The sequence below is a fragment of the Parcubacteria group bacterium genome, from assembly GCA_041660065.1.
Classification (GTDB): domain Bacteria; phylum Patescibacteriota; class Minisyncoccia; order Moranbacterales.
This window is the reverse complement of record JBAZXC010000001.1, coordinates 101,948-118,076: the sequence shown is the minus strand read 5'-3', so window position 1 is coordinate 118,076 and position 16,129 is coordinate 101,948. Positions and strand designations below refer to the sequence as shown.

Sequence of the window (16,129 nt, the reverse complement as noted above, 5' to 3'; positions counted from 1 at the left end):
TTTTATAATTTACCTCGCAATAAATCATTGAGTCGTGCCTTCAATTCATCTTCTGTCGGTTCATTTGTTTCAACTGCGCTTTCATTTATGCGCGATTGTGTCGTCACAAAACCTAACGCACCAACATCAACTACCGGAAGGTTGCCCGGAGTTGCAGCTAATCCCCCCGGGATTGTCGCCACATTCATTGTACGCACATCTTTCGCTTCTGTATATGCAAGTGATTGTTCTTTTTTTGTCTCTTCTTTTGATTGCTGGTCTATTTTGTGATCGCTTTCACTTATGATAATTTCCTCTTCTTTATCCTTTTGCGCTTTAGGTTGCGCATCTTCCTCATGTTTTTCCATCACAGGATTGAAATGGAACTTCTCAAAAATTTTTTTACCGTCAAGTGATGTCACACGCACACGCTTATCACGCGTCTGATCAATATAGTAATATAATACACGCACACCGGCAACTATGCCAGCAACAATGACCACCATAATCCCATATGTAAAGAAGCGTGAAAATCTCGTATGTTGTGGCATACGATCATGGTGCAGTGTACGCATCGACACCGCATCCTCTGTATAATACATACGAACACTTTTTGTCATTTCCTCAAAAACATTTTTTTCCACGTTTTTTATTACACGCGGATCTTTTGCATATACATCGATCAAAATGACATTCGCGTCGCCCGCAGACGCAATGTTCACACGTGCATTATATTGTTTGACGACAGAATTATCATATATGGACTCCTGCGCAATAAACACAATATCATTTACGACACGATCCATCTGTGTAAATTGTATCGCATGATCTTTTTGTGTAATAATAAAAGAGGTGTGTGAAACATATTGCGGTTGCAACACAACAAAAACTGCATATGCACCCATGCCAAGAATTGCTACAAACATCAATACTGTATATAATCTGATCATATCACTATCGTTTCATATAAAACAAAAATACGCAAAAATCAACAAGAAGCAACCAACTGAATCGTCAATTATTACATGACTGCCCATTGTATCAAAAGTCCCTATTTTTGTCAATTTTACCCATAACCCTATAAAATCATGCTACAAACAATAGAAGACATCATCCATGATTGGCAAGAAATACTTGATCGCATTGACATTGAATTGATTATTGCCTTTGTTTTAAAGAAAGATCGCAATTTTGTCCTTGCACACAATACCGACATCATTACTCCGCACGTACAACAAGAAATCATTGTCGCCCTAAAAAAAAGAGCCCAACATACTCCCCTTGCCTATATCACCGGAGAAAAAGAGTTTTACAACCGCTCTTTTTTTGTAACACCTGACACGCTCATACCTCGCCCGGAGACAGAGCTCATCATTGATGTGATCAAGCAACTACATTCCACAAATTTCTCAGATACCGCAATTATTGATATTGGAACTGGTAGTGGCATAATCGCGATCACACTCGCCAAAGAATTATTGCCCTCACAGAAGCACCTGGATATGATCGCAACCGATATATCGCCAAAAACGCTCACAGTTGCAAAAAGAAATGCCACACGTCATTCAGTTGATGATTGCATCCGCTTTTACGTGTCTGACCTTCTTCATAATAATTGTTTGCGTGACTTGCTATCCGCATCACATTATACACAAATAATCATCATCGCAAATCTTCCCTATGTAGACATAGAAGAAAAATCTACCCTCATGACAAAAAAAGAATCTTTTGCACTGCAGTACGAACCGTCAATTGCCTTATGGGCAGATGATGGTGGACTAGCCTATTACAAAAAACTTACAAGACAGATCCTATCTCTAAAAAAGAATAATCCCCAAAAGACATTCTTACTTTTTTATGAAATCGACCCTAAGCAAAAAGATGTCCTCACAGAGTTTATGCACAAAAACAACTGCACAAAAAAAGACATGACGTTTTTTTGCGATCTGACTGGAAAGACTCGCCTATTTTCTGCTCGCATATAGAGCTTCTCATATAAATGCACCGTATAGTCCACCTAAGATCCTTGCTTCATCTCGTGCAATTTCACCAAAAACCAAAAACCCGGACATTGCCGGGGTTTCTGGTTTAAATATTTCAGATATAAACAGTTGAGGAAAACACTATTTCTTCTTTGCTGCTTTTTTCTTTGTTGCTTTCTTTACTGCTTTTTTCTTTGTTGCTTTCTTTACAACTTTTTTCTTTGTTGCTTTCTTTGCAACTTTTTTCTTTGTTGCTTTTTTCTTTGCTGCCATAAAATAATGTCACCTTCCTTTCTATTTTTATTTTCTATTTACACACAAATTATTTTTTATTTAAAAAATAATTTTGTTTTATATTAATATTATATCAAACTTATTTTATTATATCAATAGTTTGCAAATTAGAAAAGGGCAAAAATAAAAATACCGAACATGACGAACGCAATAAATATTTTTATCGCAATGCCAAAGAGAAATCCCACGATCGTTCCCGCACCTGCTTTCAATGCCGCATGCGTCTTTTTATAAAAAATAAATTCACCGACAAATGCACCAACGAAAGTTCCAATAATAAATCCACCAATATTAAAAATAATCGCACCAATCATGCCACCAAAAAATGAACCACAGATTCCTGCCCAACTCGCTCCATATTTTTTTGCACCAAATGAACCGACAAAAAGATCACATACGGTTCCAATGATCATAAGCGCACCCGTAATAACTACGACCGTGATCGTCACCTCAGAAAAATTCGTCAAAACACCATAGAAAAAAATACCACACCACACCACAGGCAAACTTGGAATAACCGGAAGAAAAATACCCAAAAGACCCACAATAAAAAACACAACGACCATAATAAACAGCAAAATCGCAGATATTGACATAAACGAATAATTATCACTATGTTACCATCTCCTTATTAGACCAAATTAACTACTGTTTGTCTATGTTGACGCTACTGATAATGACTGTACAATTAATAAAGAATTTCGTTGTCCGCCTATGGCGGACGGCTTCAACGCAAGCTATTTAACAATTTAAAACTAGAAAGGATGGTGTTATATCCAATGACTGAAGATAACAATATGTCCCACTGGATTCAAGACAATCTCCGCATTATCATAAGTATCGGCATTGTAATACTATTGGTTTTTGCAATTTATTCTTATTCAAAAAGAAATTCTCATTCCAATGTTGTAATTGACGACTCTCAGCTAAAAGACGTTGCCATAGGTACGGAAAAAAATAGTGAGGTCAATGAGATCATTGATGAAATAAAGGATGAAGAAAAACAAAAATCTACCAGCGATACAACCGCCATGTCCGTAGGCAAGGACACGCCAGTGCAGGAAGAAAATTCCGCCGCAGTCATACCTGATGCGCAAGAAACAACAAAAAATGAAATTGCCGCGGAGCAACAAAGCACTGAGGAACCAGCGACATCACAAGAACCAGAAAAGAAATCAGCAAAAGATGTCGTGCAAGAAGTCATTGAATCCCAAAGCAAAGATGGTGTTATTACGGTTACAGCAGTACCAGGAGATAGCGTAACGACACTTGCGCGCAAGGCTGTCGCACAACATATTGCACAAAACAATATTACCGACCTCACCCCTGCGCACAAAATCTATATCGAAGACTACTTGCGTCGCATACAAACGACCCAGAGAATTCATCCTGAAACATCCCTTTCATTCTCCAATACATCAATCAACGATGCGATCATGAAAGCGCGAACGCTCAACGATAGACAACTTGAGCATCTCAACACATATGCACAACATGTGACCGGTTTATAGCCGATTTTACAAAAAATGCATATCTAAAATATCATGCGTACCTTCTTAACACAAAACCTCCGGCAGCGATCCGGAGGTTTTGTGCATTTTAAGAGTTTTTTCACCTTCCAAAAAGATTAATGCTTGTGTCAACATGTTAAAAAAAGCTAAATAAAAAACACTCGCTGGTATTGCGAGTGTAAAAAAGATCATTAATTTTTTTTCATTTTTTTTCTGATAAATGCTGGTATGTCAAAATCCGTGTCATCCTCTGCAATAATGTTTTTTATAGAAGGCGTCATTGCACGTGGCGATATATTGATCGGTTCCTCAATGATCATCTTTGGCTTCATGGAATTTTGTGACGCAATATCGATATCATTCGTTATCTTGGACCGCATATCACTATTGACGCTCCCAACGCCTCGTCTTGTGCCATTGAATGAGGCTCGTACAGGCTCCCTATAGCGAGACTCCTGATCATAGTCCCCTTTTGTCTCATATGACCCATCGTATTCTTCATTACCCGCCGCAACAGCAGCACGACCAGTAACGCCAAAACCACGAGTTCTAGTACTTGCCACATCTTCTTTCTTTTTTATCTCCGCATCTTCTTGAAATCCATCATCATCGTCAAAACCTGTAGCCACGACAGTGATTTGTATCTCACCCTTTGGTAAATTATCATCAATAACCGTACCAAAAATGATACGCGCATCAGGATCCACTGATTCTGTGATAACGTTTGATGCTTCTTCAACCTCAAACATTGTGATATCACTACTTCCTGTGATGTTGAAAAGCACGCGCTTTGCTCCATCAATTGAGAGGTCAAGCAAAGGGCTGTTCACAGCAGCTCTTGCTGCTTCAGAAGCACGATTTTCTCCCGTAGCAATCCCAATACCCATAAGGGCATCTCCGCTATTTGACATCGTTGTCTCCACATCTTTAAAATCCACATTAACGCTTTCCGAACTACTATTGCAAATAATATCCGAGATCCCCTGCACACCTTGTCGCAAAACATCATCAACAATACGGAAAGAATTCACGAGACTTGTCTTCTTATCGATGATCGAGAGAATCTTGTCATTTTGAATTGTGATGATCGTATCAACTCTTTTTTTCAACGCAGCAAGACCTTCTTCTGCAATCGCCCGTCTGCGCGACCCTTCGAAAGAAAATGGTTTTGTCACAACTGCAACAGTAAGAATACCAAGTTCTTTTGCCGTTTCCGCAACCACTGGTGCCGCACCTGTTCCTGTGCCACCACCAAGGCCACACGTCACGAAAACCATATCTGCACCCTTGAGCACATTTTGAATTTCTTCTCGACTTTCTTCTGCAGCCTGTCTTCCAACTTCAGGATTCATTCCGGCACCCAATCCCTTTGTAAGACTCTTGCCGATATGCACCTTTTCTTCCGCACGAGAGTGATGCAATGCTTGTGTATCGGTATTGATCGCAACAAACTCCACACCCTTAAGATTTGCATCAATCATGCGCGTGATCGCGTTTCCACCACCTCCACCGACACCAATCACCTTAATTCGTGAAAATGTTTCTATATCCGTTTTTACTTCCGCCATAACATTAATTATAGTAGTTAGAAAGTCCACAAAAAATTAACTATATCCTACAGTTTTTCACTGTACCATGCGTGTAAGACTACTGTCAATATGAACAATATACACAGCTTGTACATTATGGCAAAAATTTGCCAAAAGTGCTACGCAATTTCGCCGACATGTCGTTGATTTTTCCGCCAAGTGAACTGATTGCGCCTGTTCCAAAATGTGAGCCACCATGATTTCCTTCATGCAAAGCCCACAATAAAAGGCCTACGACTGTCGCGTACGATGAATCATCTACATGATCCACGACACCAAGTAAATGTGCCGGCTGCCCAATTGATACGGGTAACCGTAATTTTTCTTTTGCGAAGTCAACGATATGCGGCAAGTGCGCTCCCCCACCTGTCAGTACCGCGCCCGCCGGAAGCAACTGGTCTTTGCCAATTTTTTCCAATTCTTTCACGACAAGATCAAAAATTTCATCAAGACGTGCTTGGATGATCTCTAGAACATGTTGATGGTACACCAGATCTTTCTCCCGATCATCAAAATGCGAGAGATCGATCATACTCTTTTTGTCAACACTATTGATGTCAGCACTCCCAAACTCAAATTTCACCCTTTCAGCAATATCAATTTCTGTGCGCAATCCAATAGCAATATCATGTGTAATAAAATCAGACCCAACGGGCAAAACTGATGTGTGAATCAACTCTCCCTCCTCGTATACAGCGAGTGATGTCGTGCTCGCTCCCAAGTTGATCATGACAACGCCAAGCTCCTTTTGTTTTTTTGTCAACGTCGCTTCAGCAGCTGCAAGCGGCTCAATGATAAAGTCCTCCACGCCGACAGCCGCACGCTCCATTGCGCTTGTAAGATTTTTTACATGATTGCCAGGCGCTTCCACAATTACCGCATCAACTTCCAAACGCACGCCCCTCAATCCTACAGGGTCTTTTATGTCTCTCTGATCATCAAGACGGAAAGATCGGGGAATGACGTGGATGATCTCATTGTTTGTTGGGATAGAAATCGCTTGTGCAGCATCGATCACACGGACAACATCATCCTCATTCACTTCTCCATCAGCACGTCCAATTGCGATGACGCCTTGTGTTTCCTTAACGATAATACCAACACCACCAATGCTCACAATAGCATTTCTCACTTTTTCTCCACTCATCTGCTCTGCTTTTTCCACTGCAGAAGCAATTGCATCCGCTGCATCATTGATGTCTACAACTGCACCTCGTCGCATACCGGCAGATGGCACAATACCGGCACCCAAGACACGCACCTGTCCATCATCCTGCGACACATCCGCAACGACACATCGCACTGTTGATGATCCGAGATCAATACTTGTAATGATGTTTGTTTTCATAATACTGTTTTTTTACTTTATTGCCGCAATAATCAGTGGCACAAAGATCATAACGCCAACGATACTTGCACCAATACTGAGAACAAGCACGGAGGCAGCTGACACGTCTTTAATTACACCCGCATATGGATGTTTCTGCGGTTTTAAAATATCCACAACACGCTCGATAGCAGTATTCATCAATTCTATCATAAAAACCAAAAAAATCATTGTGACAATAATTGTTGAATGTATCAATGACGCATGCAAGCCAAAAAGCGCACCAATAATAACCACAGCAACATATGTTTCTACACGGAAATTCCTTTCACGTTGAAAGGCATAAATCAATCCTCGCATAGCGGCTTTTATACTCCCTACAATTGTATATCCTTTCATAAAGACACTAAACATGAGTTAACATCTCCCACAATCGCATCCTGCAATAGAAACATCTTTTTTCCATGCACAAAACCGAGTAAATGTAGTATACCATGTGTATAGACAGAAAAAAACTCCTCATCTGCAGAAACACCGTTCTCTTGCGCAGATCTAATAATGTAATTATAGCACAAAATCACCTCCCCGAGAAAAATCTCTTTTTCCCTTTCTGATGTTATATCACGATCATCGCTATAATCTCCGACAGAAATCACGTCCGTTACACGATCTTTACCACGAAATTCTCTATTGACACGCTGAATTTCATCTTCATCTACAATTGCAACACTAATAGTGATATTTTTGAGTTTGCTATTCACTTTCTGTGATGCATCAACCGTCTTACGTGCAATGCATTGCAATAATTTCCGACTATAGCAACGTGTATATTCACCAGCGTTAAGTTCGACTTTGATTCCCATAAAACAACTGCTGCTTATGACAAAAATTCTTCCACGATTGTTCGCACGACAGCACCATCTGCCGTATCGCCAATTTCTTTCATCACTGGCCCCATCACTTTACCCATATCGGCCTTTGAAGACGCACCAACGGTTTCAATGATCTTCTTGACGACTACACGCACCTCTTCTTCACCCATCTGCAGTGGCAAATATTTTTCAACGATCGCGATCTCGCGTTCTTCTTTTTGCGCAAGATCCTCTCTGCCACCTTGGCGGAATTGTTGCGCACTATCTTTTCTTTGCTTGATTGCACGCTTTACAATCGCAATCGTATTTGCATCATCCAAACCATCCTCTCGTTTCTTTTGTGCGATTTCTTCATTTTTGATCATACTATCGATAACGCGCAATGTATCACGAATATCGGTTTCTCCATTTTTCATCGCAGTTTTGAGATCTTCAAGGATTTGTTTGCGTAGCAACATATGCTTTTTTTAAATTTTATATATATTCAAGACATAATCTGTATACATGCACAAAAATATTTTGTGCATGAAACACCACGACGTCTTTTTTAACCTTTAATTTTTTTCTTCAATTCTTTAAAAGAATCTTCGTCAAAACGTCCAAGTTTTTTAAGTTTTCCAACTTCTTTACGCATCTTATTCTTATACAATGCTTCTTGTCGGCGTTCGATCTTGCTTTTTTCATCAGAAGCAAAACGGTTCCTTCGCACATGCATCAAAACACCGCTTTGCTGCACACGTCGCGTAAAGCGTTTAATCAAATTTTCAGTTGTTTCACGATCATTTTTCTTGTATACGTAAACCATAAGGTCACTCTCCTTTCTACTAATGCCTCCACAAAAATGTGGACGATAGAACAAACGCTGTGTTGAATTTGCTCTACGTCATCACTTTTACGCAATCGGACGAATATTTTCCGATAGTCGCGCACCGCCAATGAGATGCACATGGATATGGGGCACTTCTTGTCCACCGTGCTTCCCTGTGCGGATAAGTGTTTTATATCCACTTTGTGCAATATCCAGATCTTTTGCAACACTTTGTACGACAAGCAATAATTCCCCCAATAATTCCGCATTATCCTTGGTCACATCATTCATTGAAGGAATATGCCTTTTTGGTATGACCAAAACATGCACCGGCGCAATCGGATGAGTATCCCGAAATGCCACAACACGCTCCGACTCATACAAAAATTTTGTGGGAATATCCTTATGTGCAATTTTACAAAAAATACAGTCTTCCATGGTACCATGATTACCTTGATTTTACAAGTTTTGCAGATTCTTTCAAATTCTTTTTGACAAAATTAACGATCTTCTTTTGAGAAACCGTCTCTTGTGTCCCTGTCATCATATTTTTGACAATGACAGTCTCGTCCAATGCCTCCTGCTGCCCGATGATCAATGTAAGATCCACACCCAATTTCCCCGCATGACGCAATTGCGTCTTGAGACTGCCGCGTCCAAAACTTTCCGCAACCAGAATGCCTGCCTGTTCGATCTCTGCAAACAATTTAAGGCTTTTTTTCTTTGCCAAATCACCCAATTGCGCCATAAAGACATGCGGCTGAGGCGTTTGATACTTTTTTGCTTTTACACGTTTCATCTCCATGATTAATCGATCAATACCAAAAGCAAAACCAATTGCCGGCGTCGATTCTCCACCAAACAAATCGATCAAACCATCAAATCGTCCGCCACCCCCAAGAGCATGGCGCTTACCTTCACCGTCATTTGCATAAATTTCGAAAACTGTTCGCGTATAATAATCCAACCCCCGCACCAATTGCGGATCAATAGTGTATGGCAGATCCAGTTCATCCAAATATTCCAATAAATGCTTGAAATGATCACGTGATTCTTTGTCCAAATGATCAATCGCCTGTGGTGCACCAGCACATACCTGCATACATTTATCATCTTTTGCATCAAAAATGCGCAATGGATTTGTTTCGATCATATCACGAAATCGCGTCGGAAGCTTGGCTTTTTTTGATCGAAAATACGCCTTGAGCAAACGCAAATATTCTTTGCGTGACTCTACTGTTCCGATAGAATTCACACTAAATTGCACATTGTTGATGCCAAGACTCTTGAGAACACGGTGTGCGATTTGCATCACCTGTGCATCCAAGATCGGATCAATCTCTCCAAAAATATCAAACTCTGTTTGATAAAATTCACGATATCGCCCCTCTTGCGGTCGATCATATCGATATACCGGTCCCAGAGAAAACAACTTGATTGGTTTTGGCAAAATAGACATGCCGTGCTGAATGTATGCGCGACAGATCGACGCCGTCAATTCCGGACGCAACGACACCTGATCTCCACCCTTCGTACGAAATGTGTACATCTCCTTATCGACAATATCCGTACCCTCACCGATCGGACGTGTAAAAATGTTTTCAAACTCCACCAACGGCGTATCAATACGAGAAAACCCGTACTCGATCGATCGCTTTTCCAACACTTTCCTGATTTGCTGCCAATATGGCTGGTCTCCGGGCAAAATATCACGCATGCCGCGCACTGTTTGCAACACCAATTGCTCTTCCGCCTTTGTTGTTTCGCGTTTTTTTACCGTCTTTTTTGCCGATACTTGTCGAGTCATAATTATTATAAATAAATGATTTTAGAAACTATGTGATACTTTGTATTTTTTGTGTCACCGCATTTAAAACATCGTAATTTGGCTGACCGGCCATGCGCGAAGTAATACTCTGCCGATTATTGCATCCTTATTAAGCGGACCAAAAACACGCGAATCACTACTTGCCGGGCGATTATCTCCCAATACATAATATTCATTTTCTTTCAAAACGACTTTCTGCGAACCATTTGTTTTTCGTCCTTCCGGAAGATATGCTCCCTCAGAAAGAGTAAATCCCTCCGGATGTTCCACATTAATAATTGTTACATCACCATTATCAACCAAAACCGTCTCACCCGGCAACCCTACAACGCGCTTGATATAAAATTGTTTCTCATCGTGTGGTGCGCGAAAGACGATCACATCCAAACGATCAAAGTCTTTATGTGGCTTTACCGTCACGATCTCTTTTCCCAAAATATTGATTGGTGTATTTTTATAACCAAATTCATTGATGATCAAATATTCCTTTTCATGGAAATTCGGCTCCATACTTGCTCCACGCACGATAAACGGCTGTACGAGAAACATGCGCACCGGCACAATGATCACAAGTGCCAAAAAAAACATCTTGACCACTTCGATGATAAAATCTTTCATGCTTTCCTGCTCCTTTTGTTCAATCATATTTTTTTGTGTCTCTTAAAAATCATCCGCATACACCGCTCCTATCCTACATGTCCAAGACTACGCGGTTTTTGTAGATATAATATAGATTAATTCATAAAACGTGATTATCATACCACGTTTTAGCCCTCTATGCAAATATTGTACACCCACTGTTTTTTACATCCATATAACAAAAACTGCTTAAACAATCACAGATTTTTTACAATGCAACTGTTTAATATTGAATTTACACATCAAAACCCGAATACATGTATTCGGGTTTTCTGTCATATGTTGTTTATGCTACAACTGCGATGATTTCTTCTGCCTTCACGATTACATGATCCACCCCATCAACAGTTATTTCTTCGCCACCATATTTTTTGAACATGACAACCTGTCCTTTTTTTACTGTGATCTTTTTGCTTTCTCCCACTGCAATTACAGTACCTTTTTGCGATCGTTCATTTTTTACCGATTCCGGAATAAAAATTCCCGATGCTGTTTTTGTTTCTGGCGTGGCCATTTTGATCAAAACATTCTCACCAAGTGGTGTAATTTTCGTACTCATAGTATTTACAATTTACTGATAACATTTTACGTATGATCCTCTCTCATTATATCAATAATTAGCACTCGGTCAAGTACAGTGCTAATCACCAAAACATTATTTCGAATATCTGCAGAAAAAATCACCTTTGTACACACCTACCTTTTTGTTTGCTGAATTTTTATTTTCATGATCTCGATCGCCTTATCGAGTTGCGGATCCCGATCATTCTTATAATCCTCTTCTGTATATTCAACTACTTCATCAGGCGTAATGCCCTTTTGATTTATTTGGTCACCCTTTGGTGTAAGCCACTTTGCCACAGTGATCTTTGCCGCTGTCGTATCACTTGTCGGGATCAACTCTTGAACAGATCCTTTGCCAAACGATTTCTTTCCAACCAAAACGACATCACTGCGATTATCACGCAATGCTCCAGCTAAAATTTCCGATGCGCTTGCGCTCCCCTCATTGATAAGCACGACTACCGGCACATCCAAAAAAGGATGCGCCCCTGTTGTGTAGAGATTGGTACGCTTGTCCTGTGCATCCTCCTCGATCACCACAACGGCGTTACTTGGCAAAAACTTGCTCGCAACCACCGTAGCTGTATGAAGAATTCCTCCGGGATCATTACGCACGTCCACAATGATGCCGCTCACATGCTTATTCATCACATCGGAAACGACCTGATTGAACTCACGGATCGTATCATCCCCAAATTGCAAGATCTTGATATGTGCAATACTGTCATTTTCCAAGAAATCCACACGCACGCTGTCGAGATGAATTGTATCGCGCACAACAACAATGTCCTGTGTATCCGTGTTATTTCCATCACCCACGCGGAAAATTTTAAGATGTAATTCTGTACCTTTTGGTCCACGCATCAGTTTTACCGCATCATCGATCGTCATCTCCGCTGTCGTCTGTCCCTCAATTTCCACAATCTTATCTCCCGCGCGAAGTCCCGCTTTTTGTGCCGGTGAATCTTCCAGCGGTGCCACAATCGTCACAATACTATCCTTTATGCCCACTTCCGCACCAATGCCCTCAAAGCTACCACTTAATTCTTCATTAAGTGCCGCATTATCTTCCGGATTGAGGAATACTGTGTACGGATCACCTGTTGCCGCAAGCATACCGTTGATCGCACCATAGATCATATCTTGCGCTTTAAGATTGTCATGATCGACGTATTTTTCCCTTACAAGATCCCACACATCCCAAAACAACGAGAAATCAACACTTTCCTCGCCTGTTTTATTTTCTATCGTGGCAAAATCAAATGGCACATCCTTCACGCGATGATCACGCCCAACTCCATATCCAAAAATAAAAAAGATCGCAGAAAAAAACAACGCAACAAAAATTGTCATGACACGCATAATGATTTTGTTTTGTTTTTTTACATCCTTTTCAGCCCCAATGATTATTTCTTCATTCATGAATTTTTTTGTTAAATTTTTTGTGCAATATCCGGTAACGGACGATTGCGATATTTACGAAAATATTTGATCCCACTTGCGATATGAATCCACGTCAAGCGATTAAAAAGCAATCCTCTAAAAAATCCGCCTTTTGCACTACCCTTACCATAGAAATGATACATCGTCACTTGTGGATTATAGCACACGACATACCCCTTCTCCCAAAATCGTCGACACCAATCCACATCCTCCATATACATAAAAAACCGCGAGTCCATCTTGCCAACCTCTTCCATCGCACTGCGACGCACGAACATCGCACTGCCAATCACCCATTCCACAGGATATGGTTCATTTCGCTCAACATCTTTCATCTCAAAGTGTGCAAGATGTTTTTTGGCAAATGCAAACTTTTTGAGAAACGTACGCCGATAAACGATCGTCATCGGTTGATAAAACCGAAACCGTGTATTTTCTATTTTTCCATTGAAATTCTTTTGTCGCGGACCACACAATGCAACTTGTGCATGCGCATCCATAAATGTGATCAGCCGCGGAACAGTTTCCGTCTCCAAGATCGTGTCCGGGTTGATAAAGAAAATATATTCTCCTTGTGCATGATCAATACACGCATTGACCATTGCACCAAAACCGACATTCTCCTCATGCGGAATGAATGTTGCCTCGGGGAAATCCTCACGCATCATCGCGATCGTCACCTCTTCCGTTGCACAATCCGCAACAATAAGCTCGTAATCGATCTGCGCGCAATGTTCACGAACAGAACGCAAACACAACGAGAGCATCTCGGGATTTTTGTAACTTTGTACAGCAATAGAAACTTTTGGCATGAAATTTAGACTAGAGAATGCAGGATGTGGAATGCTTGTTTTCTACAACCTACTCCCCACCACCTACTCCCTAGATAATGTTTGCAAATAATTCTCGGATGCGATCATATGTATCACCGCGCGGAATCAAAATGTATCCACGCTCATCGCCTTCATGAGAATATAACAATCCTTCTTCCGAGTTATCCAAGACCTTGTGTGTGATCACCACATCGTCACCCATCTTTTTATACAGATCAAAAAATCGTTGCATCTCCCAGAGTTCCATATCCGTATTGACATTATCACTCAAGGCACTATAGATTCCTTGTACTTTGCCAAAATCAGTCAATACACCCATAGAAAGAGCTTTCTGTTTGATCTGACCGATCACTTCCTGCTGACGACGCGCGCGATCAAAATCACTGGATGTATAGCGTGCGCGTACATAACATAACGCTCTTTCTCCATCGAGAATAGACACGCCGGCCGGCACCTTGAACACTCCACCACATTCTTCATGTGCATTGTAACAAAGCGGATATTGCGCTACAATCTTACCTCCATGATCCTTATCGATCTTTGTCTCATATTGTCCGCTTTTCACCGTAAACACATTTGGATCACACACTTTAGCCTCATGAAATTGCACCGGCTCGATAAAGTCTTGTGCGAGATTCACTTCCACGCCACCAAGCGCATCAACAACCTGCTTGAACCCTTCAAAATTGATTTCCACTGCATATTGCATCGGCTGACCGGAAATATCCTGCAATATCTGCTTCATCGCCTCCATGCCCCGACCCTTTCCTTTCTCTTCTCCATATGCATACACACCATTGATCTTCGTGTTGGTTGTTGTGCCGGGAATCGTCACATAAAGATCACGTGGCACTGAGATCATTGATGCTTTGTATTCTTTATTTCCTTCTGCATTTTCTGCGATACGAATACTCAACACCATGATCGTATCAGCAAGCGTGCCCCCGCCCGTGACACCTTTGCCACGCATGCCTAAAAGAACGATGTTGATGCGTCCATCAGACTCGCCATCCAATCTATCTTCCACCAAAGGTAAATTTTTGACCAAACTCCTCAAAATATTGCTATTTGGCGCAACCTTGTTAAGTACTGTGTTTGCAGCGAATGCGCACCCACCTAATAAAAGCACAGCAACAGCTATAGCAATTACAACCTTTTTCTTGCTTCTCTTTTTTGCCACAGGATTATTATCGACAGATTGTCGCGACGTCATGTTGTTTCTCATCATATCTTAAAATTAGTTATATAAAACAAAAATCCCCCTTGTGCTCCAACCATTCTTTATCATAATTATCATCCACAAAGGGACTTATAGAGTGATACGAGTTTTTGAGCTGATTCTTTCCATGAAAATTTTATTATCTGTTCTTGTGATCCTTTTTGTAAATCTTTCCGCATTTTATCATTATCCAAAACATCATACAACATTTTTTTCCATTGGTCAATACTCTGTGGATCACAGTACAAAGCGCCCTCTCCCGCCACCTCTCTATGTGGCAAAATATCACTGGCAACAACCGGCGTCCCGACAGAAAAAGCCTCAAGGATTGGGATGCCAAAACCCTCGTAAATTGACGGGAAAGCGAAAACACGTGCCATTTTGTACAAACAACATTTTTCCGCATCCGACACATATCCGGTAAAAATCACACGATCTGCGACCTGTGGATAACTCCCAAGCACACGTTGGATCATCAGATCAAAATTGTGATCTTTTTTACCCACCAAAACCAAAGACACATCGCCACGCTCCTGTGCAAGAGAGACAAACACTTCAATAAGAAAAGAAATATTTTTGCGCGGTTGCATTGTCCCAAGCGCCATGATAAACATCTCCGGCACATGATATTTTGCACGCACATCCTCTGCGCGCAAAAGCGGATCACAGTACATACTCACCGCATTGGGTATGACACACACCTTCTCCTGCGGACAATGATAATATCGCACGATCTCGTCTTTAGTAAATTGCGACACAGCGACCACCGCATGCGATTTTTTGATCGCGCGGGGGATTAGGATATTCAAGAAAAAAGCATCACTCTTTTTGATCAATTCTTTATGGGCACAAAATGACACATCATGGATATGCGTCACAATCTTTGTCCATGACGGCATAAAAAATGGAATGATATATTGTGTGTGATAGATATCGATTTTCTTCCGGCGACAATATCGCGACGCTGTAATCGCGTTCCAGACAAATTTGTTACCCGTTCCACATGGAACCAATTGGAAATTCTCTTTGCCCGTGATGTCCAATTGCGTTTCAATGCGACGCAATGCATCATCTGCACGCATATCGATCAAAAGATGATACTCGTTTTGTGCATCGATCTGCGCGAGATGCCGCACAAGTTCAAAAAACACCACTTCATCACCGGTGCGCCCTTTGCCAATATTACGAATGTCGATCGCGATTTTCATACGAAAATACAAATTTCATACATACAAATATTT

Annotated in this window: 18 protein-coding genes and 1 pseudogene; 2 read left to right on the top strand and 17 right to left on the bottom strand. The window is 41.0% G+C overall.

What is annotated here, in order from left to right:
• Nucleotides 1-2 precede the first annotated feature (2 nt).
• Complete coding sequence (locus WC819_00585; protein MFA5985827.1) at nt 3-929, bottom strand: hypothetical protein; 927 nt, start codon at nt 927-929, stop codon at nt 3-5.
• 138 nt (nt 930-1,067) lie between these two features.
• On the opposite strand from WC819_00585, the gene prmC reads away from it, so the two are divergent.
• Entirely contained in the window at nt 1,068-1,964 is an 897-nt protein-coding gene (prmC, locus tag WC819_00580) for a peptide chain release factor N(5)-glutamine methyltransferase (protein MFA5985826.1), read from the top strand.
• Nucleotides 1,965-2,102: 138 nt separating this feature from the next.
• Here prmC and WC819_00575 read toward each other — a convergent pair whose 3' ends face one another.
• Nucleotides 2,103-2,234 carry a hypothetical protein gene (locus WC819_00575; GenBank protein ID MFA5985825.1) on the bottom strand — a complete coding sequence of 44 codons (132 nt, stop codon included), beginning with the start codon at nt 2,232-2,234 and terminating at the stop codon, nt 2,103-2,105.
• Between the two features lie 128 nt (nt 2,235-2,362).
• The gene (locus WC819_00570) at nt 2,363-2,851 is read right to left on the bottom strand and encodes a DUF456 domain-containing protein (protein MFA5985824.1); all 489 of its coding nucleotides are present in this window, start codon (nt 2,849-2,851) and stop codon (nt 2,363-2,365) included.
• Nucleotides 2,852-3,052: 201 nt separating this feature from the next.
• Here WC819_00570 and WC819_00565 point away from each other — a divergent pair, with 201 nt between their 5' ends.
• On the top strand, nt 3,053-3,766 hold the full coding sequence (locus WC819_00565; protein MFA5985823.1) for a hypothetical protein: 714 nt from the start codon (nt 3,053-3,055) through the stop codon (nt 3,764-3,766).
• Nucleotides 3,767-4,329: 563 nt separating this feature from the next.
• Here the strand turns inward: WC819_00565 and ftsZ are convergent.
• The 14 genes and pseudogenes from ftsZ to WC819_00495 all read right to left on the bottom strand — a co-directional run bounded on the left by ftsZ (nt 4,330) and on the right by WC819_00495 (nt 16,096).
• A pseudogene (ftsZ, locus tag WC819_00560) lies at nt 4,330-5,334 on the bottom strand (cell division protein FtsZ).
• Between the two features lie 115 nt (nt 5,335-5,449).
• Complete coding sequence (gene ftsA, locus WC819_00555; protein MFA5985822.1) at nt 5,450-6,703, bottom strand: cell division protein FtsA; 1,254 nt, start codon at nt 6,701-6,703, stop codon at nt 5,450-5,452.
• 12 nt (nt 6,704-6,715) lie between these two features.
• Nucleotides 6,716-7,081 carry a diacylglycerol kinase gene (locus WC819_00550; protein MFA5985821.1) on the bottom strand — a complete coding sequence of 122 codons (366 nt, stop codon included), beginning with the start codon at nt 7,079-7,081 and terminating at the stop codon, nt 6,716-6,718.
• Entirely contained in the window at nt 7,078-7,545 is a 468-nt protein-coding gene (gene ybeY, locus WC819_00545) for an rRNA maturation RNase YbeY (GenBank protein MFA5985820.1), read from the bottom strand. Before ybeY ends, WC819_00550 begins: the two co-directional genes overlap by 4 nt.
• A gap of 14 nt (nt 7,546-7,559) precedes the next feature.
• Nucleotides 7,560-8,012 (bottom strand): GatB/YqeY domain-containing protein, encoded by a 453-nt coding sequence (locus tag WC819_00540; protein MFA5985819.1) that lies wholly within the window; start codon nt 8,010-8,012, stop codon nt 7,560-7,562.
• 89 nt (nt 8,013-8,101) lie between these two features.
• Nucleotides 8,102-8,359 (bottom strand): hypothetical protein, encoded by a 258-nt coding sequence (locus WC819_00535; GenBank protein ID MFA5985818.1) that lies wholly within the window; start codon nt 8,357-8,359, stop codon nt 8,102-8,104.
• Between the two features lie 87 nt (nt 8,360-8,446).
• Entirely contained in the window at nt 8,447-8,800 is a 354-nt protein-coding gene (locus tag WC819_00530; GenBank protein MFA5985817.1) for a histidine triad nucleotide-binding protein, read from the bottom strand.
• Nucleotides 8,801-8,810: 10 nt separating this feature from the next.
• Nucleotides 8,811-10,169, bottom strand: a complete 1,359-nt coding sequence (gene hisS, locus WC819_00525; GenBank protein MFA5985816.1) for a histidine--tRNA ligase — start codon at nt 10,167-10,169, stop codon at nt 8,811-8,813.
• A gap of 63 nt (nt 10,170-10,232) precedes the next feature.
• Nucleotides 10,233-10,835: a signal peptidase I gene (gene lepB, locus WC819_00520; protein ID MFA5985815.1), complete on the bottom strand. Its 603-nt coding sequence runs from the start codon at nt 10,833-10,835 to the stop codon at nt 10,233-10,235.
• 280 nt (nt 10,836-11,115) lie between these two features.
• Nucleotides 11,116-11,388: a co-chaperone GroES gene (locus WC819_00515; GenBank protein MFA5985814.1), complete on the bottom strand. Its 273-nt coding sequence runs from the start codon at nt 11,386-11,388 to the stop codon at nt 11,116-11,118.
• A 137-nt stretch (nt 11,389-11,525) separates the two neighbouring features.
• On the bottom strand, nt 11,526-12,815 hold the full coding sequence (locus WC819_00510) for a S41 family peptidase (protein ID MFA5985813.1): 1,290 nt from the start codon (nt 12,813-12,815) through the stop codon (nt 11,526-11,528).
• An 11-nt stretch (nt 12,816-12,826) separates the two neighbouring features.
• Nucleotides 12,827-13,648, bottom strand: coding sequence for a glycosyltransferase family 2 protein (locus tag WC819_00505; protein MFA5985812.1), 822 nt, complete (start codon nt 13,646-13,648; stop codon nt 12,827-12,829).
• 70 nt (nt 13,649-13,718) lie between these two features.
• Entirely contained in the window at nt 13,719-14,882 is a 1,164-nt protein-coding gene (locus WC819_00500; GenBank protein ID MFA5985811.1) for an LCP family protein, read from the bottom strand.
• 80 nt (nt 14,883-14,962) lie between these two features.
• Nucleotides 14,963-16,096: a glycosyltransferase family 1 protein gene (locus WC819_00495; protein MFA5985810.1), complete on the bottom strand. Its 1,134-nt coding sequence runs from the start codon at nt 16,094-16,096 to the stop codon at nt 14,963-14,965.
• Nucleotides 16,097-16,129: the final 33 nt, after the last annotated feature.